Raw genomic sequence first — 20,307 nt, forward strand, 5'->3', positions numbered from 1 at the left:
GACGCACTATCTTGCTGCATCACTCCTCACCTTCGGCGTCGATCGTTGTCGCTTCTGTTCGGGTATCACTCTCGGTGACAGACGCGGGACCAGCCCCTCCGTCTCCTTTGGCAGCCCCTTGGCGTCGATCACAGGCGCCGGCCCCGATCGAGGACGAATAGCTGTGTACGTCGTCAGCTTTGATCGAATCGGGAATACGAATGAGACGGGCCTCGATGACCGACTTGTCGGCTTCACAGCGATCCGTATATGGTCGACTCCGACGAGTGTAATCCGTCGAAATCTCGGTTGCTGACCAGCTGACATGGCAGAGTTCGAGACGGAAACACTCCTCGATCTCGCCCATTTCGACGTACACCGTCTCGGTCGCAAAGTCAGTCGCCCCGAAGAACGACCCGACCCGTTCACGGTCGATGTTTTCAGCAACTTTGAGACGATCAGCGCGGGTCGAATCGTCGACGATGATGGAATCACGCCAGCGATCACGCTCGTTTGCGGTCGGACGACCGCCGGGTTCACCGTCCGACTCGGCAAGCCACACCGGCGGGCGATCGGTATCGACGCGAAGGAGGAGAGACTCCGGATCCGTCGTCGATCCGTGCGCAGGATCGTTTTCAGTGGCGACGCGTGTTGGCGTGGCCGTCGATTCAGCGGAATCACCGCCAAGCCCACTACATCCAGCAAGGACGGCAGTGAGCCCTGTGGCTCCGTGGAGGAAGCTTCGACGTGTCAGGGGGACCATGTCTAGGGGCGTGTCGGACAGACCGAGTGAAAAAGGCATTCATCTGTCTATCTGCACAACACTAGCCAGTCCCCTCCGTTTCCATTTGCTCGTTTGAGCATTCGACTGGAGTGGCGCTCGTTCGACGACCAGACGAATCCGGAACGCACTGGGGGACACTCACGCCGACGAGACACGATCGAGGGGTTTCGACGGAGACCGGCTGGAAGACCGATGGCAAGGCCACCCAGCTCACGGGATCCAAGCGGAGACAACTCGGTCGGTTCCGACGTAAGTACAGTCGCGGGCGGTTTCGATCGAAGAGAAAACCTCGCTCACGGCCGTCTCTGCATTCCTCGCGGCAGTCTCCGTCCTTGCCGAGCTTGCTGGTTGTCTGGGATCGGTTTGCGGGATACGAGGAACTCGACCGACTCAGGCAAGCGTGCTTTCGAGAGGGGTAGCCAAACGACTCGACGGGATTCAATCGGCCGGATTTTCTGCCATGCTCTCGGGTAGCGGTCCGTCGTAGCCGTCGGGAACGTATCCACACAGTGGGTCGCTCGCCATGGGGTCGCCCGTGGTCGCAAACGCCCGTGAGCGACTGCCGCCACAGACAAACCGGAACTCACAGGTTCCGCACTTTCCCGAGAGTTCGTCGGGATCGCGGAGTCGTTCGAACAACTCGGCGTTCCGGTAGATGTCGACAACGGTCCGGTCACGAACGCTGCCGGCTGATTCGGGGAGAAAGCCCGACGGGAACACCTCACCAGTGTGGCTAACGAACGCGAAGCCGTTGCCGGCGGTGATCCCGGTCGAACGATCGCCACTTGAGGAGTCGGGTTTCCCACCCGCGGGCGGCTCGCCACCCGAACCCACCTGTCGCTTTTGGAGTGCGACCCGTCGATAGTGAGGTGCTTCGGTCGTTTTGATCCCGAACTCGGCCTCGCGCTGGACGCCTGTCAGCCACTCCATGGCTTCCTCAGCACGATCGGGCGTGATCGGATCGAGCACCGTCCCGCGACCGATCGGGACGAGGAAGAACACCGACCACAACACCGCGCCGAGATCGGCCACCAGATCGGCGATTGCCGGCAGGTCGTCGACCGTCTCCCCGCAGACAGTCGTGTTGACCTGCAGGGGCAGGCCACGATCGCGCGCGGCACGAGCGGCCGCGATCGTCTGCTCGAAACTCCCGTCCTCCTGTCGGAACTCGTCGTGAGACTCGGCGTCAGGGCCGTCCAGACTCACCGCCATCCGCCGAAGGCCGGCACTGGCGAGGTCGTCGATCCGCTCTGGGGTCAGCGATGCCGTGCCGCTCGGGGTGAGCGTCATCCGGAGTCCCTGGTCGGTGCCGTATTCGACGAGTTCGGCCACGTCATCCCGATAGAGCGGGTCGCCGCCCGAGAGAACAACCAGTTGGTCGTCACCGAACTCGGTTGCGTCCGCCAGTAGTTGCTTGCCCTCCTCCGTCGTGAGTTCGTCGGGATGGCGGAGATCCTCGGCTTCGGCCCGGCAGTGTTTGCAAGCCAGGTCGCAAGCCTGGGTAAGTTCCCAGATGAGTACCACCGGCCGCTCGCTCGGGTCCACGTCGGTCGGTCGCACGTCAGTCACCTCCCGGTCGCAGTACCGACACCCGTCGAGATCCATCCCCGTACGTCCCGTCGTAGCGATCCATATACGGGACTTTCACTCGCCGGTCAAATCCATCTCCCCGAACACGTTCGTCTGCCGGTCAGTGAACGTGGGCTCGGTCTGCCTTCGTGATGTCGGCTCGTGCGACGTAGAGGGTTTTTACCTCCGGAATAGAATCCAGAGCGTGGAACACGTCGATAATGGCGTCTTCGCTTTCGATCCGGTCGGGATCGACGATCAGCCAGACCGCGTTCGGGCCGACGAACAACAGTTCGACGGGATCGTCGGCTCTGTCTTCGATGAGCGTGTCGAGCGTCCGCCTGACTTCCGTCGAGATGGTCTCGGTGGTCATGATTGGAAGTCGGGGCACGTGCGATCGCGGGAGGCCGTCGTCGGAAGTGTCATGATCAGAGTTGTGGGGGTCGGTCACGCGATCCCGTCGGGTCGGCTCCATCGGGAGCCATTCCGCCGGGCGGTCCCGACATCGAGTCGCTTCCATCCAGTGCGTGCGCTGCGGTCTTGGCGACGACAGACTCATCGTCGTCCCGGAGGTCATCCAGAGCGCCTTCGGTGTCCGGGTGCTCGATCCGCCCGAGTAGTTCGGCGACCCACTCCCGAACCCGGTCGGACTCGTCGTCCGTCAGTGCGAGCAGTGCCTCCAGGGCGTCATCGCCCCGACCTTTCCACAGCGAGATGACGGCGTTTCGCCGGACTGCATGGTGGTCGTCTTCTAGTGCAGCCGCGATCCGTTCGGCGTGTCTCTCTCGATCGAGGTGATCGAGAGCGACGATCGTCTCTGCGCGAACCCACGGGTCGGGGTCGTCGGCGGCAGCTACGACTGCGTCCGGCGTCGACTCCGCCAGATCACCGAGCGCCTCGACGGCGAACTGCCGGACGAGCGGTTCGGGATCGTCAGCCGCGAGGTCGGCCAATACTGCGAGCGCGTCCTCTCCCGGATCGCGCTCGGCCAGTGCCAGGACGGCCCGCTGGCGCTCGGTCGCATCGTCTCCGTTCAGTCGTTCGAGCAGATCCGTCTCGCTCTCGTCGGCGACGGGATCGGTGTCCGCCGCCGCGAAGTCGGCCTCGCTCGCCTCGCCCATCTTCACGTCGTCACGGCTGACAGTAACGTCCGGATGGTACCCCTCTGGGTCTGGGCTGCGTTCCGATATCGGGTCGTCGTCGCGCTCAGGCATCTATCACACCTCCGGGGAGTGCTCCGACCAGCAGAGCCAGAGCGAGCACAAGCGCGAGGGCACGGGGGACCGTCGCGGGGATCCCCGCGAACAGCAACAATCCCGTGCCGAGCGCGGCAGCGTGGTGGCGCCTCCGCAGTGCGGCGCTCGCGGTCGTCGTCAGTCCGCCGACGGCAAGCGCCATAACGGGGACCGACGCGCCGACGATCGCGCCCGCGACCAGCCCAGTCGCGCCGAGCAGGAACGGGGCGATCACACCAAGTGCGACCAGCAGACCGGCTCCCAGCGCACCGAACAGCCAATCCGCGCGACCGCGCGCGAGAAACACCGGCGTCCCGGCGATCCCCAGCAACGTCAACTGCGAGCCGACCGAGCGGGTCGTGGCAGGCTCGATACCGAAGGTTCCGATCAGGGAGGCGGTCAGTCCACAGACGAGGAGTGACGCGACCAACGTCGGGCCGAGCCGACGATCCCTGACCGCGAGGAGTCGATCTCCCGTCGCGAGGGCCGTGCCGGCGACGATCGCCACGACGGCAGGGACGTATGCCGGTCGGGCGATCGTTCCGGCCATGCCGAAGACGCCGACGAAGGCCAGCCCGACCGTCTCGTGGCCTTCGCCATCCAGAACAGCGATCGCGAGTAGTGAACCTGCACAGACGAGCGCTGTTAGGGGAACGAGCCACTCCTGGAGCGCGACCAGATCGATCGGGATCGCCCCACGGGCGTTGATAGCGATCCGGACGCCGAACAACGTCGCTGTCGCCAGGACGGCCGGTGTGGCGAGGACTTCCCGGTCCATTCCGTTGCTCTCCGTCTCGCGAAGGGTCGTCGGCACGCCGAGAGAGTCCAGGGCTGCGACTCGCCCGCTCATCACCAGGTCACCTCGCGTTCGTCAGTCGTCGACGCCGAATCGAGTCCGTCAGCCAGGTCCGCGTGATCCGCTGCGAGCACTCGATCGAGGAGGAGCGCCAGATCGGCGTAGACGCCAGCGGCATCCATCTCGGCGAGTTCCTCGCGCAACGACGCCGCGAAGACTGTCAAATGTCGATCCAGTAAATCCCGGCGTGCGGCCGCGGCGTCGTCCTCGCCGAGTGCTTCCCGGCGGGCGAGATAGCCTGCGAACTCGAGTTGCAGGCCGAGATTGTCGTGGTGGTCGCGCTCGTCTTCGTCGACCGAGAGGCCGTAGTACTCGTAGGCACGCGCCAGATCGACGTTGACCGTCTCCCAGGTCGCGTCGTCGCGATGGCCGGACTCGTACAGCGAGACGACCGGCCCCTCCGTCTCGACTGACCCGTCTGTTCGGTCGGTCACAGCCGCCATCCCGAGAGCGAACAGCCGGTTGTACCGGGCGCTGAGATTCTCGTAGTCTTCCCCCGGAGCGAGATCCGGTACGGAGACGTCGAGGGACGTCTTCGTGACGGTCTCGCGGAGTCCGTCCGCTATCTGGCCGTCGGCGAGACTGGTGTGGAGTTCCTCGGTTGGGTGCTCGAACGCCCGGGTGAGAGTCTGATAGAGGACGCCCCGTGCGGCCGGATCGGCCCGCACGTCGTGGGGATCGAGTCGATCGTCCCCGCGCGGGTCCACAGCGGTGTTCGTATCGCTCATCACGATTCACCCTCCTCTCGGGTCCGCCGGACGCTGATCGCAGTGACGGCGATCACCAGCGCGATCGCGACGCCGGCGACGGCCCAGAGAATCGTCTGGAAGGGCGCACCGCCGTCGTCGGGTCCGAACGGGAAGTAGTACCACTCGCTGACGGCCTTCTGGCCGGCACGCTCGCTGTTCTCGCCGTTCCAGATTCCGACGGCGACGCTTACGTCTGCGTCAGCGGCGAGTTGTGTCCGATTGTCGACCGAGGTGTCCAGATCCCGCGTGAAGACGACACTCCAGCCGTCCCCTTCGCCGACTGTACTCCGTGCGGCCTGCGTACTCACTTCTGGCTGCTGGAAGACAGTCGTCGTTCCGGGACCACCGGCGAGCAGTTCCTGGGTGTTGTTGGTCGCCGACCATTGCCAGACGTTCACGAGGTTGTTCGCGCTGCCCATCGCGATCGCCGGCTGGGTCGTCGCGTTGACCGGGAACTGCAGCGCCGCCATGTCGGCGAATGCACGCGGCGAACTCGCCGAGCGATCGTCACTCGGATCGGCCCAGCGCAGGCGGACGAACAGCCGTTGGTCGGTCTGTGCTGCCTCGACCTCTACCTCGCGGACGGTCGTGTCGTCGGCGTTCGGAACGCCGCTGGGCGCACTCGCCAGCGGCACGGTTGCCGCTGGGACGTCGCTCCAGCCCTCGGCACCTGGGTCAGCCAGCGACTCCTCGACGTCCTCAACGGGGATCTCCCTGGCCGGGCGGGCGTCGGCGATCAGCGGCGCGAGCGCGGCGCTTGCGACAAGCAGCCCCGCGAGCAAGCCGGCGACGAGTAGCGGTCGCCTCCCGCGAACGATTTCACTCATCGTTGAACACCCCCAGACTCGCTTCGCTCGTCTGGTGAGATTGCGGATAACTTCCTGTCGTCAGTCATCTGCAAACACCTCCAAACGGTACTGTTGTGCCGGATTCTTGTCCTGGAGAATCTCCATGAGTTCGCTGTGGCCGCCGCGTTCGACCTTGGCGCGCTCGCGCTCGATGGTGTCCAGGGCATCGTTGACCTGCTCGCCGAACAGCTCTTCGAGGTACGACCGCGGGATACGCTCGACGTCGACCGTCTCGCCGTCCTCAGAGTGCTGTGGCGGGGCGACAGGCGGAATGTAGTAGACGTTCGGCGAGGTCTGATATTCGGGGTGCAACGGGAGTGCGACCTCGTATTGCTCGACGAGCTTGTAGATCGGCCCGTCCTGATCGTCGAGGTACCCGACCAACCGAAGTTGCGTCGTACACTGGTCCGCGCAGGCCGGCGGATGGACCTCGTCGTCGGGTCCCTCGCCTTCGATGCGCGGATAGCAGAAGACGCACTTCTCGGAGCGCTTCGTGACAGCGTTGTAGTAGACCTTCTTGTAGGGGCAGCCCTCGACGCAGTAGCGGTAGCCTCGACAGCGCTCCTGATCGACCAGAACGACGCCGTCCTCCTCACGCTTGTAGATGGCCTTCCGGGGGCACGCTTCCACGCAGGAGGGGTGCGTACAGTGGTTGCAGATCCGGGGGAAGTAAAAGTAGTAGTTGTTGGGATGCTCGCCGGCACCCTGGTCCTCGTCCCAGTTGGGACCCCATTCGGGATCCGTGTTCTCGGGTTCGAGGGCCTTGTCCTCGCCCTCCTTGAGGATGCCCTCGTGGTCGAACTCCCAGTTTTCGCCGTAATCCTGCTGGGACGGAATCTCGCCGACGGAGCGGTTGATGTGTTTCTCGGACTCCCAGCCGCCGCCTTTTTCTTCCCAGTCTCGCGGATACCCCTTCCCGGGGCGGGTCTCGACGTTGTTCCAGTACATGTACTCGGTGCCCTCCCGCTCGGTCCAGAGCGTCTTGCAGGCGACCGTGCAGGTCTGACACCCGATGCATTTGTTGAGGTCCATCACCATCGCGACCTGGTGGTCGACCCCCTCTGCGATGTCGACATCGTCGTGGGCCATCAGTCGTCACCCCCCTCTTTGGGCCTGATGTCACAGCGAACGTCGTTGTTGACCCCAGTTGGGCCCCAGAAGTTGGGGAAGAAGTGGAGGTGTTCGCCCGAATCCTCGGGGTACTGGACGAGCTGGGTGGGTTTCATGTACATCGGGATCAGCGAGTTGAAGTTGTTCCGGCTCGGGTACTGGTAGCGCTCCCAGGCGAAGTAGTGCCGGACGGTCCCGGGTTCACTGGCCGGATAGATCTTGGCGTTGGCCTCGATCGTCGCCAGGTCGTTGTAGATCTCGACGGTGTCGCCGTCCTCGATCCCACGATGCTGGGCGTCTTCAGGGTGGATGAACACCACTGGCTCGCCCCGGTTCAACTGGAGCATCTTCTCGCTGTCGCGCCACGTCGAGTGGATCGACCACCGGCCGTGGGGCGTGTTGTACCGTAGCGGATACTCGCTCCGATCGTTTGTCTCGACCGGCCGTTTGTGGGTGGGCAACTGCTCGTCGACGTCGAGGAACCAGTCGTGGTCGATGTAGTATTGCTGGCGCCCCGTGAGGGTTGGCCAGGGTTCTTTGTCCTGAACGAAGTCCTTCCAGGGCGCGTAGGCCGTGCCGTCCTCGATGTCCGAGGTCCAGTGGTCGCCAGCGGCCTCGAAGCGCTGGGGTTGTTCGACGGTGTCGGCGAAGGTAATGTGGCCGCCATCCTCGGGGTTGGTCTCGGTAGAGTGTTCGAGGACCGCCTCGCAGGCTGCCCGGTCCTCCTCCAGAGCACCGTCCTCGCCGGTCACCCAGTCCCGGACGTAGTCGTCGTAGAGGGACTGAAGATCGATCTGGCGGTCGAATTTACGGTCGTCGATCGGGTCGATGTCACGCTGTCTGGCGATCTCCTGGATCTTCTGAGCGAGTGCCTTGAAGATCTGCCAGTCGGATTTGGCCTCGCCGAGGGGCTCGACGGCGGGTGTGAACGGATGCACGTAGGTGTGCATGTCCGTCATGTTGAGGTCGTGTTTCTCGTAGTGGCTGGCCGCCGGGAGGACGATGTCGGCGTACAGCGCCGTCGAGTCCAGCCGGAAGTTGATGTCCACGACGAGGTCGAGCTTGTCCCAGAGGACCTCCTCGACGGCGACGTTGCCCTTCGCCTGGTTGAAGAAGTTGCCACGCCAGACGAACATCGTCGTCGGATCGGGCCGGGTGCCGTCCTCGCGTTCCTCGGGATAGACCGGCATCCAGCCTTTGTCGACGGCTTCCTCGATTTTCCGTCGGGTCTCAGCGTCAGTGTTATCCAGGATTCCGGCGTGGTAGTAGGTCCACAGCGTCGTCGGGACGCCTCGCACGCTTCCAGTCGGGAACGAGAGTGATTTCCAGCCCTTGAACGTCCAGATTTTCTCCTGACCGACGTAGTGATCGACGCCGGTGCCATTCCGGCCGATGTGGCCCGTCAGCGTGACGAGCAACTGGATCGCGCGGTTGCCGAGGTCGTTGTGATACCAGTCGTTGACGCCCTTGCCGTGGATGATCTTCCCGCGATCGACGTCGGCGAATTCCCGGGCGATCTTCTGGTGGGTTTCGGTGCCGACGCCGGTCTCTTCGGCGACGTACTCTGGCGTGTAGTTCGCCAGTTCCTCCCGGAGGTTGTTCCAGACCGAGGTGACTGAGACCTGCCCGTCGGTCGTCTGGACGGTATCGTCGACGGCCAGTTGCGGATCGAAGTCGAGTTCGATCGACAGCGAGTCGTCGTACTTGGCTTCCCGTTCACCGAGCGATCCTGGCGCAGCACGGAGGTCCCCGTCCCTGTCCTGCATGACCATGACTTTCTCCGGCTCGTCGGCGTCGACGTCGAGGTCCGGCACTTCATCCGCTCGGAGGAACTTGCCCGTGTCATCCCGAACGAGCAGGGGCATGTCTGATTGCTCTTTCAAATGTTCTTCGTCGTAGAGTTCCTCTTCGACGATGGTACGGGCCATCCCCAGCGCCAGTGCGGTGTCTGTCCCAGGATCGGGGGCGATCCACTCGTCGGTGTGGATCGCCGTCTGGGAGTAATCGGAGAAGACCCCGACCCGCTTTGCGCCCTCGTAGCCGGCGTCGAGGAAGTACTTCGCGTCGGGGATGCGCGTGACGTTGATATTGGACCCCCAGGCGATGATGTACTCGGCGTTGTGCCAGTCGGCGCTCTCGGCGTTGTCGGTCTGGTGGCCCCACGTGATCGGTTGGCCCGGCGGGAGGTCCGAATACCAGTCGTAAAACGAGTGGGAGACGCCGCCGAGCAAGTTGACCAGCCGGGTCCCCGAGGCGAAGGAGACCGGACTCATCGCCGGGATCGGCGTGAATCCGGAGATGGCGTCGTAGCGCCCTTCCTGGACTTCTTCGATGACGTGTTCGGCGATTTCGGTCAGGGCCTCGTCCCAGGAGATGCGTTCCCACTCGCCGGCCCCGCGCTCGCCGGTCCGGCGCATCGGGTACTGGACACGCTGTTCGGCGTCGACGTAGTCGTTGTAACAGGCTCCCTTCTGGCACCCTCGCGGGTTCGGATCAGGCAAACTTTCGTCGAAGCGGGGGTAGTCGTTGGCCTGTTGCTCACGCCAGACCTGGCCGTTCTTGACGTAGACGTCCCACGAACAGGAGCCGGTACAGTTGACCGAGTGGGTCGAGCGGGCGATCGAATCCCAGTCCCACTCCTCGCGGTAGAAGTCCTCCCAGTCGCGGTACGGGTAGTTCCCGATCGGGTCCTCGACGGTTTCGAGGCCGTCGAGCGCCTGGTCGGCGACGGTCAGGCCGGTCGCACCGACCACGCCCGCCGCGCCGGCACCCAGCAGGAAGTCGCGGCGAGAGAGGCCGTCTGTACTGTCGTTCGTGTGTTCGGAGTCGCTCATTGGTTATCGATGAAGACGGTTGCGGTCGCGAGTGTTGCACCTATCACGACGAGCGTGACTCCGGCGGCGGTCGTCGGCCCCACTTCTAGGGCCGCGGTCACCAGTGCCATGCCGCCGAGTTTACTCGCCGTATCCACGCGTCGATACGTCCGTCCGGACAGCGCGGGGAGATGCTCACTCATCCTCCGGCACCTCCACCGGATCTGTCATGTTGTCAGATTCGGGTGGTGATTCCGCTGTGTCATCGTCCGGTTGTGAGGACGACGCCTGATCGGCCTCGTCGTCCGGTTGTTCCGGCGTGTCAGCAGCCGCCCGTTCACGAGTGATCGTCCAGTGGACGATCCCGAATGCGGCGATCGGTCCAAGTATCATCGCGAGCAGGAGCGGCAGATTGACGACGCCGGTCGACGTGCCGATCGCTTCTGCGAGCAGGTTGTTCATGCCCGCAATCGAGGCGATCATGATAAAGACGACACCGGCGACGCCGACGCCAGTCTGGACCGGCCGCTCGAAGGGATCGGCCGTGAAGTGGACGCTCTCGCGCCGCCGGTCGATAAAGGGCCAGGCGAAGACGGCGAGAAACACCAGCGACGGCAGGGCGACGCCGCCGAGGAACTCCGCGCTGATCTCGATCGGCCCGAGGTGGAATCCCAGCGAGGAGGGGAGGACTTTCAGGAAGCCATAGAGCCACATGAAAAACCAGTCGGGCATGATCAGCGCGGGCGTGCCCGCCGGGTTGTTCGGCCCGTATTCAGCAATGTTGTGGACGGGCAGGAATCCCGCGAGCAGCGACAACGTCGCCAGCGTGAGGAAGAACACGACGGCACTGACCGCGGCCTGATTGGGGAACGCGGGCAACCCGACGACGACGCTGTCGTCCTCGGCATCGACCGTTTCACGGCCCTCACTGACCTGTGTGGAAGAGCCTGTGACTGGCTCGACGCCGCTCTCGCGCTGGGACTCGGTGTGTTTCTGTCGGACGAGCAGGCCCATGTGGACCGCCAGCCCGACGGCGATCAGGACAGGAATGATGAAGACGTGCAGGAAGTACAGTCGCGGAATCGTCGCGCTGGAGGGGAAGTCCCCGCCGAAGACGATCGCAGCGATCGGGTCGCCCAGAATCGGGATCGAGCCCGCGATGTTGTACCCGATCCCGGTCGCCGTCGAAGCGAATTCGTCGAACGGCAGCGCGTAGCCAGTGTAGGCCGCCCCCATCGCCAGGATCGCCAGCGTGGTGCCGACGACCCAGTTGATCTCCCGTGGCTTGCGGTAGGCACCGTGGAAGAACACCCGCAGCATGTGCAGGCCGATCGAGGCGACAAAGAGGTGGGCCGCCCAGTGGTGGAATCGGCGGATGAACATGCCGAAAGGCACGTCGTAGGTCAACTGGAGGACGCTGCCAAAGGCCGCCGGCAGCGAGTCGCCCTGGAACTGTGCGACGCTGCCCTCGTAGGTCATCTCCGTCGTCGAGGGCTCGTAGAAGAACCCGAGGAAGATACCCGTCAGCACGAGCATCCCGAAGGAGAAAAGCGCGACCTCCCCGAGCAGGAACGAGTCCTCGGCGGGGAAGGCCTTCCCGAGGAACGCCTCGGCCTCGTCGAGGTCAAGGCGGTCGTCGAACCAGTCGTAGACGCGCTGGCTCCGGGACATCACTCACCCCCCGCGCCGACGGATCCCTCGAAGTCCCCCGTCGCGATCAGATGGCCCTCGCTGGCGAGCGTGATGGGGAGTTGCGGGAGTGGGCGAGGTGGCGGCCCGCCCGTGACTGTCGCGCCGTTCGTCGGGTCGAATTTCCCGTAGTGGCACGGACAAACGAGCGTGTCGTCCTCCCGGTCGGAGACCGTACAGCCTGCGTGCGTACAGACCTTCGAATAGGCGGCGTAGCCCTCGACAGTGTAGGCGAGTTCGGTCGCATCCCCGTACTTGGTCTCGGGGAAGCGGACAAGCAACGTCGGCGCATCCCCGATGCCCGGTCGGGGCTCGGGGAAGACCGTCAGCTGTTCGCCCTCGGCGAGACGGTCGGGCGTAATTCGGTTGCCCTCGCCGTCCACGAGCGGGATCCCGTCGCCGTAGATCGGGCCGGTGTACGTGCGCTGGAAGACCTGCTGGAGGCCCGCAAGCGGCGCGGCGAGGCTAGCCAGGGCCGAGAGCCCGCCCACGGTCGCGAGTAGTTTGGCGATGTCGCGCCGTTCGACCTCGGCTCGGTCGTCGGTATAGATACTCGGCCGAGCGGGGCCGTCCGCCTCCCGTTCGCAGGGGCATTCATCACTCACCGTGACCCCTCCGTTCGGCGACGGCGACGTGAGGCATGAACCAGGCGTAGTACGCGACCGTGAGCAAGGCCAATGAGGTGAACAATCCGGTCGCGTACAGCCCGAAGTACTGGGTCCGGGCCAGCGTGAGATACTCGCCGGTGAACAGCGCGGCGAAGGCGATCGCGAGCACCGTTAGCCCGGCCATCGCGACCAGACCCTCGATCGAATCGGGGGCGTCTTCGTAGGCAACGAGCCAGCGATCCTCGGTCTCGAACCAGGGGAGTACCCCATCTGGGAGCGAGGGGGAATCACCCGGATTCGAGCGTCTCACCGCCCGGTTCATGAACTGATGAGCTCCGGCCAGAACGCCGACGAGGGCGAGCAGGACGACCCAGACAATCACCCCGACCTGGCTAGGTGATAGTTTGTTCGGCGTATCGATCAGCCCCTCCAGTGGCTGCATGTCGGAGACGCTGTGATCGATCGCGATCTCTTCGGCGGGTGGCTCGCCGTGCAACGCCACGAACCACATCGGCAGGAGAACGGCGAGTACCACGACCGCGATGACGAGTGTGGACCGTTTCATGATGATCACTGTGTGCTGAGGCGTCCCACCACCAGCGACTGAGGAAACTGGTAGGGTGGAGACGCCGGTCCTCTAGACGATGGTGGTTGTCCTCCATAGCGTGGGACCCTCAACGCTGAGGGGTTTTATGTTGGATAATTGTGAAATATGTTCGGGGAGAGCTTTATATGTAGTCACAGGGGATATCCCGAACCAGTTCGGGCCAAACGAAATATAGGCAGTCCGGTTGTATATGACATAATGGAGGGGATTCGGGCGGAACTCGTCGTCGAGGACCCACACCGCTGTGACGTGGCCGCGGCCTCCCGCGACTGCGGGCCGGTCTCGTCGGTTTCCCGGAGTGTCGTCCCGGACGCTGAGGGGCGCGTCCACGACGAGTTCACGGTTCGGGAAGGCGATCGTCCGGCCACACTCGGCGATGCGACAGCGATCTTCCGGGACGACAGACGGACCATCTATCGACTCCCCCGACCGCAAGGAAAGGGTTGTGTCTGTGAGTGTATCGAACGCGAAGGCTGTACTGTTCGTGACGTACAGGTTGTGGACGGAACGCTGTTTGTGACTGTGCTCGCCCGTGATCTCGACGGGATCAGGGCGATCGTCTCGACGTTGCGGGAGGCCCAGGACGGGGTCAAAGTGGGGAAACTTCTCAGAGCGCCGCCGGAGGACGACGAGGGGCGGCTGTGGGTCACCGATCCGGAAGATCTGACTACCCGCCAGCGCGAGGTGCTTGAGACCGCCTACGAGATGGGCTACTTTGAGTATCCACGGAATGCAAGTGCTGAGGTGATCGCGGACGAACTCGGGGTCGCCACACCCACATTCACCGAGCACCTCGCGGCCGCCCAACGCAAACTCCTCGAAAGGCTACTGGAGAACTCGAACTGTCGATCGGACGCAACTTCGAGGCAGGGCTCCCCCAAAGAGCGGCAGTGAACCGGCGCTGATCACTGCTCGGTCGGGACGGCCGGTTCTCGCGGTTATTTCTCCGCTGCGTCCGTGGAACATCCGTTGCCCTCGACGGCGAAAAGGGTCGACGCCGTGGGAGAGAGTGCCGAGTCGTCTCGCTCGGCACGCTCGCACAACCGGCGCGCGACTGCGTCCGGATCGACGTTCTCATCGCCGCTCGCTCGGGACGTGGTCGGAGTGACTAACTCTCCCACGAAAAGCCCTGTAGCGAACAGGTTGGCTCCGAGGGGGCCTCCGTCCGATAGTCGTGGCACTTTGGTCAATCCTCGAACAGCGTTCGCGCCGCTGCCAGGTCCGCTCGCGTGTTGACATTTTTCACCGAGCGCTCGAGATCGACGTCTTCCGGTGATCCCTCGGCCGATACGACCACGACGGAGAGTCGGTCGACCAGCGCGTGCAGGCTCCGTTCAGATCGGTCAGCTTCGAGCACGTTCGCGACTGCTTCCCGCTGATACCAGGCATGGAGTGGGTGGAGTCCGTCCGCAGTCCGCGGGACGACCACGTCGGTTTCTCCGGTCCGCTTCTCGGCGAGCCACTCGATCGTCGCTTCGTCGACCAGGGGCATGTCACAGCCGAGGACGAGCGACCACCGGGCATCGGACGCCCCCACGGCGCTCGACAATCCGGCGAGCGGTCCCTCCCGTTCGGGAACGTCAATCACGAACCGGACCGGTGCGTCCAGTACGTCGGCGTAGGTCTCCCGTTGTTCGGTCGTCGCGACGGCAACGATCGGCGTCCTGTCGGTGACCGCTCCGGCGACGTCCACGACGCGCGCGAGGAGTGTCCGGTTCCCGACCGTCGCCAGCGCCTTCTCACTACCCTCGAACCGACGACTCCGGCCGCCGGCCAAGACGATCGCCCCCGCGTTCTCAATCGACGGCATACCCAGTCAGTCCCTCGAACAGCCTCTCATCGTCGAGACGTTCGGCGAGACGAGTCACGGTCGGTTTGTCGACTCGATCGGACGCGGCGACGATACTCACGGACTGAGCGCCGAGTCGCCGGAATCCGAGATCACGTCGGTCGGCGGTCGTCGCTAATCCGAGTCCTGCATCTGCGCTTGCCCGTTCGATCCGCCTGGCAGGACTCTCGATACCCTGGGTCTCGACGCCATAGCCGGTGATCCCGTCCCGAACCGCTGGGGGATCCTCACAACGGTCGATGGCGGCTTCGAACGCATCCCGCAAGCCCGAGTCGCGACTGCGATTGACGAACCGATAGTCCCCGTCTGCAAGGGCAACGACGCTCTCGACGTCGACCTCATCGGCGAGCAACAGTCCCCACTCTCGGGTCCAGCGGCCGAGCGTCTCGACGGCCGGCCCCGTGGGCGGGTCGCCGGTGAGGACGGCCACGTCGGCGATTCCGTCGGCTAGCCACCGATCCCCGCCCACCGATCCAGGGGTCCGATAGCGCGTCCGCTCGATCCCTTCGATAGCCGTCAGAAATCCGGGATCACGTTCGCCGACTGCGAGCAGTTCGGGCGGGCGATCGGCCGTCGAAAACAACTCGACGGTGACGGTCTCGCCGCCGTCGAGCCGTCGCGTGTCGGCGGCCATCTCGACGACGCCGTCGGCGTAGGCCAGGCTCGTCGTCGCACCGCTGCCCCGATCGACCGGGTAGATCAGCAGGTCACCCGCCCCATCCCGGACGAGGCCGACCGGTACGGCACGGTGGCGACCCTCGTCATAGCGTTCGGAAACGGCCAAGCGGCCCGTCAGGGTCGTCGTCTCGCGTTCGGTCCCGGCCCACTCTCGGAGTGTCGGCGCGACGAACAGCCGGAAGATCGACAGCGCGGAGACGGGATACCCGGGTAGTCCCACCAGCGCCGTCTCCTCGTAGCGGCCGACGATCGTCGGCTTTCCGGGTTTGATCGTCACGCCGTGGATGGGCAACTCGCCGTCGGCCTCGACGAGGCGGTAGAGCACGTCGCCCCTGCCCGCGCTGGTCGAGCCGGCAGTCAACAACAGATCACACTCCGCTGCCGCACGCGACAGGGTGTCCCGCATTTCACCTTCGTCGTCAGGCAGGATGCCGTACCGAACGGGATCGCCGCCGGCCTCTCGGACCGCGTTCGCGATTGTCGTCCCGTTCACGTCGTAGATCTCCCCTGCCTCGGGAGCGAGTTCGTCGCCGGGCGCGACGAGTTCGTCGCCGGTCGGCAGGACGCCGACGGTCGGCTCGGATCGGACGGAGACCGTCTCACGACCGATCGCCGCCAGTAGCCCGATGGTCCGTGGGGCGAGGTGCGTCCCGACGTCCAGCGCGCGATCGCCGGCAGCCACGTCACTGCCCGCGACCATCACGTTCGTACCCGGGGCCAGTGCTCTCTCGACCGCGACGGTCTCCCCTCGTTGCTCACACCGTTCGACCATCACGACGGCGTCGGCGCCGTCGGGAAGCACCGCGCCGGTCGCGATCTCGATCGCCGTCCCCGGGTCGACGCGATCGTCCGGTTCCTCGCCAGCGTCGATCCGTCCGGCGATCCGTAGTTCGACTGGATCGACCTCGCTCGCTGCGGTCGTATCGCTCGCCCGGACGGCATAACCGTCCTTGCTCGCCCGATCGAACCCCGGCACGTCGATGGCCGCATCGACTGACTCAGCGAGTACGCGACCGTTCGCCCGATCGACCGGAATCGATTCCGTCCCGGCGGGCGACTCGAAGCCCGCGATCGCCTCACGTGCACGTTCCGGTGACGCCAGCTCACGCATCTCGCGTCGATCAGTCATTGGCTGGCATACGGTGGAGCCACGAAAAAGTCCCTCGACAGCCACGCCCTTCGACCGGACACTCCGAACCCGGATAACGGTCCGCTCTCGTCTGGAACGTGGGCGAGTACTGTCGAGGCCCGCCTCCGGCCGCAAACGGCGAGATCGAAAACGTTCACCGACAGATTCGAACGGGACTGACCCTCATCGACAGTTCTGACAGGTCCTTCGATCTTCCGGGGACGAGCACTACAGAACCGATATCACGCGGTCGTGAAGACCCTCCTCTATCGACTCGTGGTGATCCTGATCACGATCGGCGTGGCATTGGCCGTGACCGGGGAGGTCGATCAGGCATTGAGCATCGGTCTCGTGACAAATGTCGTCAAGACCGGGACATCCTACGGCTACGAGCGCCGCTGGGATCGGATCGCCTGGGGAGTCGAGGAATAGGCCACTCCCGACGTTCAGTTCGGGGAGGCTCAATCGGTCCAGCGCCACGCTTCGATGGTGACCGTCTCGCCCGCCGAGTATCCCTCGACGGATTCGGGAACGACGACCCAGCCGTCGGCGTCGGTGATGCTCGAGAGGACGCTGGCGCCCGCGACTCGGAGCGGCTCGACCCGTCCCTCCCCGGCGTCGACGACGCGCACGAACGTCCGGACGCCTGGCTCGCTGGCGATCTTCCCTGTGAGTTCCGCTTCCCGGGTGTGGATCGGCGCCGGCTCGAACTCACCGGCACGGGCGATCGCTGGACGGAGCAACTGCGTCGCGCCGACGATGCAGGAGACGGGATAACCCGGTAACGCCAGGATCGGCGTTCCCCCGACCACGCCGAAGCCGAGAGGGTGGCCCGGTTTGATCGCCACTCCGTGGACGTACAACTCGCCGACCGACTCCAGCACATCGGGCAAGAGATCGCGATCACCCACAGATGAGCCGCCCGTCGTGACGACCAGGTCGTCAGTCTCGGCGGCCGTCCGGATCGCGTCGGCCAATCGATCGAAGTCGTCGGTGACGATCCCCCCCTTGCTCGCCTGGCCACCCCACTGTTCGAGCAGGCCCGCGACCATCGTCCCGTTGGTCTCGACTATCTCGCCACGGTCCGGGTCGCCTTCGACGAGTTCCTCGCCGGTCGGGATCACGCCGACGGTCGGTGGGTCGCGAACCACGACGGAGCCGACACCCGTGGCCCGGAGGAGTGCGATGTCGGCCGGATCGAGTCGCCGACCCGGATCGAACAGTCTCCGCCCTTCCGGGACATCCTCGCCGACCGGCGAGACGTTCTCGCCCGGCGCGAGCGCGCTCGTGACGTCGATCACTCCGTCGCGCTCGGTGATATCCTCGATCATGACGACGGCGTCCGCACCTTCGGGCAGCGGTTGCCCCGTGTTGATCCGGACTGCCTCGCCACTCGCGATGTCGTCGGTCGTCGGATCGAGGCGTCGCGGGGAGCGCTCGGATGCGCCGTGGGTGTCCGCTGCCCGGACGGCGTAGCCGTCCATCGCCGCCCGTTCGAAGTGCGGGACGGGTCGCTCGGCGTCGACTGTCCCGGAGAGTACACGACCGAGGGCGTCGGCGGCTTCGACTCGCCCGGTGGGTCCGTGTGGTTCGACGACCGATAGTAACTTTTCGCGTGCGTCCGCCAGGCGCGTCACCGATCCGAACCCCGTGGCGTGATCGTGGGTCATACCCACAGTGGGGCCCGACGGATCAAAAACCGGCCGGAACGACGACCGCCGTCGCAGGATTACGATTCAGCAGTCGATTTGACAGTCTTCTCGACGACCCGGATGTCCCGGATCGTCGTCTCGGGGTACGAGCCGTCGTCGTCCTTCTCGCTAGCCTTGACCATGTCCCAGACGACGTTCAGACCAGTCGTCACACCCTCCAGTGCCTCCATCTCACAGCCTGTCTGTCCCGTCGTCTCGACCGCGACGCGAAAATGTACTACAGCGTCTTCGATTGTAAACGTCGTGTCGACGTTCGTGATCGGAATCTGATGACACAGCGGGATCGTCTCCCAGGTGTGCTTGACAGCCTGGATCGCGCCGACCCGGGCCGTCGCGAGAACGTTGCCCTTGCCGATCTCGTCTCCCCGGATTGCCGCGATCGTCGACGGCGTGAGGACGATCTCCCCCTCGGCGACTGCTCTGCGCTTCGATGCGGGTTTCTCACCGACATCGACCATGTCGGCCGCACCGTCCTCGACGTGTGTGAACTCCTCGGTCATGACTGGCTGGTCGGCCCTCGGGATGTTGTAAGTTCCGCCCAATGATCAGTAGAAAGCGCGCGGACGTTATCGCGTCGCCATCGCGACGAGGTGGGCGATCTCGGGGAGGATCAGCTCCTCGATACCCAGCCGGGCGGCGTTCTCGCTGCCGGGGAGACAGAACACCGGGACGCCAGCCAGCACACCTGCAGTCGCTCGCGTCGCCATCGCCCGCGTGCCGACCTCCTCGAAGGAACGGCGTCGGAACTCCTCGCCGAAGCCCGGGAGATCGATTTCCAGAACACGGTTGGCAACGTCGATCGTCACGTCGTCGGGTGTGATTCCCGTCCCGCCGGTGGTCACGACGGCGTCGACTTCGGGCGCGTCGACCAGTCCCAACAGGGCGGCCTCGATCGCGTCGGCGTCGTCTTCGATCAGTCGACGCTCGACGACGGTGGCACCTGCGTCCTCGACTGCCGCGGCGATCGCGTCGCCGGCCGAATCGTTCTCGAGCGTACGGGACGTGGAGATCGTTATGAGTGCAATCCCGACCTCACTGATGTCGTGATCGTGATGGTGGCTCATGCGAGCACGATCGGGTGCCTACGTTATATGGTCGCCGCTCAGATCGGATCGAGAAGTATCTCTTCGCTCTCCCGATCCGGTCCCTCGTCCTCGCCGGTCCGACCGCTTTTGCGATGTTCCGTGACTGTCTTTGCGAGCGCCTTCTCGTGTGGCGTCGACTCCCACCCGAGCGCGTGAAGTTTTTCCGTCGATAATAGGTGAGGACTGTCACGATACAGGGGGAACTCCTCGGGCGCGAGCATGGCCGTGGCGAGTTCGTTGGCGCTGGCGCCGACGGGGGTAACGGGGCGATCCATCGCGTCCGCGATCAGCTCGATCCACTGGCCGAGTGTCGGTACGTGGCGGTCGCCGACGTTGTAAGCCTCGCCGGCTTCGCCCCGCTCGGCGACGATCCGGAGGGCGCTCGCGACGTCCTCGACGTAGGCGAACTGCCAGAGACTGAGGCCGTCGCCCGGGACCACGACGCGGTCGTACTCCGCGACCCGATGCAACCAGTAGTCCAAGCGCTCGGTGTAGTCGTGGGGACCGTACACGACCGTCGGCCTGACGGCCATCGCGTTGACGCCGTTCCCGGCGGCCGAAAAGACCGCACGATCGCCCGCTGCCTTCCTGTTGGGGTAGGTTCGCGGTGAGTCGTCGACTGCCTGCTCGTCGTCGCAGGGTTCCAGGGGCGTCTCGTCTTCGCGCTTGGGGACGCGCTCGGCACCGTAGGACGCACCGCTGGAGACGTAAACGTAGGCCGAGACGTCGGCGAAGATGTCGGTCGCGACGCGGACGTCCCGCGGGTGATAGGCCACACAGTCGATCACGATGTCCGGGGCGACCGTCTCACGGGCCCGTTCGAGCGCCGCGTCGTCGGTCCGGTCGCCCCGGACGTGATCGACGCGGTCGTTTCCGGCGAAGGGATTGTCGTGGTTCCCGCGGTTGAACACCGTCACGTCGTAATCGTGATCGAGAAATTCCTCGACAGTGTGGCGACCGATGAACCGCGTGCCGCCGATGACGAGTGCGCTGTCCATGGCAGAGAA

The 20,307-nt window shown here is 64.8% G+C and carries 21 protein-coding genes; 2 read left to right on the forward strand and 19 right to left on the reverse strand.

Annotated features, from left to right (window positions below; genetic code table 11):
• Positions 1 to 19: 19 nt before the first annotated feature.
• From E3374_RS05780 to E3374_RS05845, 13 genes are all read right to left on the reverse strand, one after another.
• A complete protein-coding gene (locus tag E3374_RS05780; protein WP_136688069.1) occupies positions 20 to 742 on the reverse strand; it encodes a hypothetical protein in 723 nt (240 codons plus the stop codon).
• Between the two features lie 459 nt (positions 743 to 1,201).
• Positions 1,202 to 2,368, reverse strand: a complete 1,167-nt coding sequence (locus E3374_RS05790) for a TIGR04053 family radical SAM/SPASM domain-containing protein (RefSeq protein ID WP_136688070.1) — start codon at positions 2,366 to 2,368, stop codon at positions 1,202 to 1,204.
• Between the two features lie 85 nt (positions 2,369 to 2,453).
• A complete protein-coding gene (locus E3374_RS05795) occupies positions 2,454 to 2,705 on the reverse strand; it encodes a hypothetical protein (RefSeq protein ID WP_136688071.1) in 252 nt (83 codons plus the stop codon).
• Positions 2,706 to 2,760: 55 nt separating this feature from the next.
• On the reverse strand, positions 2,761 to 3,546 hold the full coding sequence (locus E3374_RS05800) for a HEAT repeat domain-containing protein (RefSeq protein WP_136688072.1): 786 nt from the start codon (positions 3,544 to 3,546) through the stop codon (positions 2,761 to 2,763).
• Entirely contained in the window at positions 3,539 to 4,417 is an 879-nt protein-coding gene (locus tag E3374_RS05805; protein ID WP_136688073.1) for a hypothetical protein, read from the reverse strand. The genes E3374_RS05800 and E3374_RS05805 overlap by 8 nt, the downstream gene beginning before the upstream one ends.
• Entirely contained in the window at positions 4,417 to 5,151 is a 735-nt protein-coding gene (locus tag E3374_RS05810; RefSeq protein WP_136688074.1) for a molecular chaperone TorD family protein, read from the reverse strand. Before E3374_RS05810 ends, E3374_RS05805 begins: the two co-directional genes overlap by 1 nt.
• Positions 5,151 to 5,999 (reverse strand): ethylbenzene dehydrogenase-related protein, encoded by an 849-nt coding sequence (locus tag E3374_RS05815; protein WP_136688075.1) that lies wholly within the window; start codon positions 5,997 to 5,999, stop codon positions 5,151 to 5,153. Before E3374_RS05815 ends, E3374_RS05810 begins: the two co-directional genes overlap by 1 nt.
• Positions 6,000 to 6,059: 60 nt before the next feature.
• On the reverse strand, positions 6,060 to 7,109 hold the full coding sequence (gene narH / locus E3374_RS05820) for a nitrate reductase subunit beta (RefSeq protein WP_136688076.1): 1,050 nt from the start codon (positions 7,107 to 7,109) through the stop codon (positions 6,060 to 6,062).
• Positions 7,109 to 9,964: a nitrate reductase subunit alpha gene (locus E3374_RS05825; RefSeq protein ID WP_136688077.1), complete on the reverse strand. Its 2,856-nt coding sequence runs from the start codon at positions 9,962 to 9,964 to the stop codon at positions 7,109 to 7,111. Before E3374_RS05825 ends, narH begins: the two co-directional genes overlap by 1 nt.
• Complete coding sequence (locus E3374_RS05830) at positions 9,961 to 10,146, reverse strand: hypothetical protein (protein ID WP_136688078.1); 186 nt, start codon at positions 10,144 to 10,146, stop codon at positions 9,961 to 9,963. The genes E3374_RS05825 and E3374_RS05830 overlap by 4 nt, the downstream gene beginning before the upstream one ends.
• Positions 10,139 to 11,614 carry a cytochrome b gene (locus E3374_RS05835; RefSeq protein WP_248299400.1) on the reverse strand — a complete coding sequence of 492 codons (1,476 nt, stop codon included), beginning with the start codon at positions 11,612 to 11,614 and terminating at the stop codon, positions 10,139 to 10,141. The genes E3374_RS05830 and E3374_RS05835 overlap by 8 nt, the downstream gene beginning before the upstream one ends.
• The gene (locus E3374_RS05840; protein ID WP_136688079.1) at positions 11,614 to 12,237 is read right to left on the reverse strand and encodes a QcrA and Rieske domain-containing protein; all 624 of its coding nucleotides are present in this window, start codon (positions 12,235 to 12,237) and stop codon (positions 11,614 to 11,616) included. Before E3374_RS05840 ends, E3374_RS05835 begins: the two co-directional genes overlap by 1 nt.
• Complete coding sequence (locus E3374_RS05845) at positions 12,230 to 12,805, reverse strand: hypothetical protein (protein WP_136688080.1); 576 nt, start codon at positions 12,803 to 12,805, stop codon at positions 12,230 to 12,232. The genes E3374_RS05840 and E3374_RS05845 overlap by 8 nt, the downstream gene beginning before the upstream one ends.
• A 240-nt stretch (positions 12,806 to 13,045) precedes the next feature.
• Between E3374_RS05845 and E3374_RS05850 the strand changes: the two genes are divergently transcribed.
• Positions 13,046 to 13,741, forward strand: coding sequence for a helix-turn-helix domain-containing protein (locus E3374_RS05850; protein ID WP_169051783.1), 696 nt, complete (start codon positions 13,046 to 13,048; stop codon positions 13,739 to 13,741).
• Between the two features lie 292 nt (positions 13,742 to 14,033).
• Here the strand turns inward: E3374_RS05850 and E3374_RS05855 are convergent, their stop codons facing one another.
• Together E3374_RS05855 and E3374_RS05860 are read right to left on the reverse strand one after the other, a co-directional pair.
• Positions 14,034 to 14,657, reverse strand: coding sequence for a molybdenum cofactor guanylyltransferase (locus E3374_RS05855; RefSeq protein WP_136688082.1), 624 nt, complete (start codon positions 14,655 to 14,657; stop codon positions 14,034 to 14,036).
• Positions 14,644 to 16,503, reverse strand: a complete 1,860-nt coding sequence (locus E3374_RS05860; RefSeq protein ID WP_136688083.1) for a molybdopterin biosynthesis protein — start codon at positions 16,501 to 16,503, stop codon at positions 14,644 to 14,646. Before E3374_RS05860 ends, E3374_RS05855 begins: the two co-directional genes overlap by 14 nt.
• 252 nt (positions 16,504 to 16,755) lie before the next feature.
• On the opposite strand from E3374_RS05860, the gene E3374_RS05865 reads away from it, so the two are divergent.
• Complete coding sequence (locus E3374_RS05865) at positions 16,756 to 16,935, forward strand: DUF2061 domain-containing protein (protein ID WP_248299401.1); 180 nt, start codon at positions 16,756 to 16,758, stop codon at positions 16,933 to 16,935.
• Between the two features lie 29 nt (positions 16,936 to 16,964).
• Here E3374_RS05865 and E3374_RS05870 read toward each other — a convergent pair whose 3' ends face one another.
• The 4 genes from E3374_RS05870 to E3374_RS05885 form a co-directional block, all read right to left on the reverse strand.
• Positions 16,965 to 18,173: a molybdopterin molybdotransferase MoeA gene (locus tag E3374_RS05870; RefSeq protein ID WP_136688085.1), complete on the reverse strand. Its 1,209-nt coding sequence runs from the start codon at positions 18,171 to 18,173 to the stop codon at positions 16,965 to 16,967.
• A 59-nt stretch (positions 18,174 to 18,232) separates the two neighbouring features.
• Positions 18,233 to 18,715, reverse strand: coding sequence for a cyclic pyranopterin monophosphate synthase MoaC (gene moaC / locus E3374_RS05875; RefSeq protein WP_136688086.1), 483 nt, complete (start codon positions 18,713 to 18,715; stop codon positions 18,233 to 18,235).
• Between the two features lie 66 nt (positions 18,716 to 18,781).
• Positions 18,782 to 19,279, reverse strand: coding sequence for a MogA/MoaB family molybdenum cofactor biosynthesis protein (locus E3374_RS05880; protein ID WP_136688087.1), 498 nt, complete (start codon positions 19,277 to 19,279; stop codon positions 18,782 to 18,784).
• A 38-nt stretch (positions 19,280 to 19,317) separates the two neighbouring features.
• Positions 19,318 to 20,298 (reverse strand): NAD-dependent epimerase/dehydratase family protein, encoded by a 981-nt coding sequence (locus E3374_RS05885; protein ID WP_136688088.1) that lies wholly within the window; start codon positions 20,296 to 20,298, stop codon positions 19,318 to 19,320.
• Positions 20,299 to 20,307 lie beyond the last annotated feature (9 nt).

It is taken from the genome of Halorhabdus amylolytica (genome assembly GCF_004944975.1).
GTDB lineage: Archaea > Halobacteriota > Halobacteria > Halobacteriales > Haloarculaceae > Halorhabdus > Halorhabdus amylolytica.

Excerpts from the sequence above, each read along its gene's own strand:
- moaC (WP_136688086.1), bottom strand. The coding sequence starts at position 18,715 with ATGACCGAGGAGTTCACACACGTCGAGGACGGTGCGGCCGACATGGTC.
- E3374_RS05795 (WP_136688071.1), bottom strand. The coding sequence starts at position 2,705 with ATGACCACCGAGACCATCTCGACGGAAGTCAGGCGGACGCTCGACACG.
- E3374_RS05800 (WP_136688072.1), bottom strand. The coding sequence starts at position 3,546 with ATGCCTGAGCGCGACGACGACCCGATATCGGAACGCAGCCCAGACCCA.
- E3374_RS05805 (WP_136688073.1), bottom strand. The coding sequence starts at position 4,417 with ATGAGCGGGCGAGTCGCAGCCCTGGACTCTCTCGGCGTGCCGACGACC.
- E3374_RS05790 (WP_136688070.1), bottom strand. The coding sequence starts at position 2,368 with ATGGATCTCGACGGGTGTCGGTACTGCGACCGGGAGGTGACTGACGTG.
- E3374_RS05885 (WP_136688088.1), bottom strand. The coding sequence starts at position 20,298 with ATGGACAGCGCACTCGTCATCGGCGGCACGCGGTTCATCGGTCGCCAC.
- E3374_RS05870 (WP_136688085.1), bottom strand. The coding sequence starts at position 18,173 with ATGACCCACGATCACGCCACGGGGTTCGGATCGGTGACGCGCCTGGCG.
- narH (WP_136688076.1), bottom strand. The coding sequence starts at position 7,109 with ATGGCCCACGACGATGTCGACATCGCAGAGGGGGTCGACCACCAGGTC.
- E3374_RS05850 (WP_169051783.1), top strand. The coding sequence starts at position 13,046 with ATGGAGGGGATTCGGGCGGAACTCGTCGTCGAGGACCCACACCGCTGT.
- E3374_RS05825 (WP_136688077.1), bottom strand. The coding sequence starts at position 9,964 with ATGAGCGACTCCGAACACACGAACGACAGTACAGACGGCCTCTCTCGC.
- E3374_RS05810 (WP_136688074.1), bottom strand. The coding sequence starts at position 5,151 with ATGAGCGATACGAACACCGCTGTGGACCCGCGCGGGGACGATCGACTC.
- E3374_RS05815 (WP_136688075.1), bottom strand. The coding sequence starts at position 5,999 with ATGAGTGAAATCGTTCGCGGGAGGCGACCGCTACTCGTCGCCGGCTTG.
- E3374_RS05860 (WP_136688083.1), bottom strand. The coding sequence starts at position 16,503 with ATGACTGATCGACGCGAGATGCGTGAGCTGGCGTCACCGGAACGTGCA.
- E3374_RS05830 (WP_136688078.1), bottom strand. The coding sequence starts at position 10,146 with ATGAGTGAGCATCTCCCCGCGCTGTCCGGACGGACGTATCGACGCGTG.
- E3374_RS05880 (WP_136688087.1), bottom strand. The coding sequence starts at position 19,279 with ATGAGCCACCATCACGATCACGACATCAGTGAGGTCGGGATTGCACTC.
- E3374_RS05780 (WP_136688069.1), bottom strand. The coding sequence starts at position 742 with ATGGTCCCCCTGACACGTCGAAGCTTCCTCCACGGAGCCACAGGGCTC.
- E3374_RS05845 (WP_136688080.1), bottom strand. The coding sequence starts at position 12,805 with ATGAAACGGTCCACACTCGTCATCGCGGTCGTGGTACTCGCCGTTCTC.
- E3374_RS05835 (WP_248299400.1), bottom strand. The coding sequence starts at position 11,614 with ATGTCCCGGAGCCAGCGCGTCTACGACTGGTTCGACGACCGCCTTGAC.
- E3374_RS05855 (WP_136688082.1), bottom strand. The coding sequence starts at position 14,657 with ATGCCGTCGATTGAGAACGCGGGGGCGATCGTCTTGGCCGGCGGCCGG.